The sequence below is a fragment of the Allobacillus halotolerans genome (assembly GCF_018967645.1).
Taxonomy (GTDB): domain Bacteria; phylum Bacillota; class Bacilli; order Bacillales; family Alkalibacillaceae; genus Allobacillus; species Allobacillus halotolerans.
In genome coordinates, this window is the sequence record NZ_JAHLZF010000081.1 from 1 (window position 1) to 674 (window position 674).

The window sequence follows — 674 nt, forward strand, 5'->3', positions numbered from 1 at the left end:
ACTGGTACACCAGAGGTACGTCCATCCCGGTCCTCTCGTACTAAGGACAGGTCTTCTCAAATTTCCTACGCCTGCGACGGATAGGGACCGAACTGTCTCACGACGTTCTGAACCCAGCTCGCGTACCACTTTAATGGGCGAACAGCCCAACCCTTGGGACCTACTACAGCCCCAGGATGTGATGAGCCGACATCGAGGTGCCAAACCTCCCCGTCGATGTGGACTCTTGGGGGAGATAAGCCTGTTATCCCCAGGGTAGCTTTTATCCGTTGAGCGATGGCCCTTCCACGCAGAACCACCGGATCACTAAGTCCGATTTTCATCCTTGCTCGACCTGTATGTCTTGCAATCAAGCTCTCTTTTGCCTTTACACTCTACGTACGATTTCCGACCGTACTGAGAGAACCTTTGAGCGCCTCCGTTACCTTTTGGGAGGCGACCGCCCCAGTCAAACTGCCCACCTGACAGTGTCCCAAGACCAGATTCATGGCCTATGGTTAGAGTCCCAGTACTACAAGGGTGGTATCCCAAGGATGGCTCCGCCAAAACTGGCGTCCTGGTTTCAAAGCCTCCCACCTATCCTGTACATGTAGTACCAAGACCCAATGTCAAGCTACAGTAAAGCTCCATGGGGTCTTTCCGTCCTGTCGCAGGTATCCGGCATCTTCACCGGA

Annotated in this window: 1 rRNA gene; it reads right to left on the reverse strand. The window is 53.9% G+C overall.

Annotated features, from left to right (window positions below):
* Positions 1-674, reverse strand: a 23S ribosomal RNA gene (locus KQ486_RS14185); the annotation flags it as partial.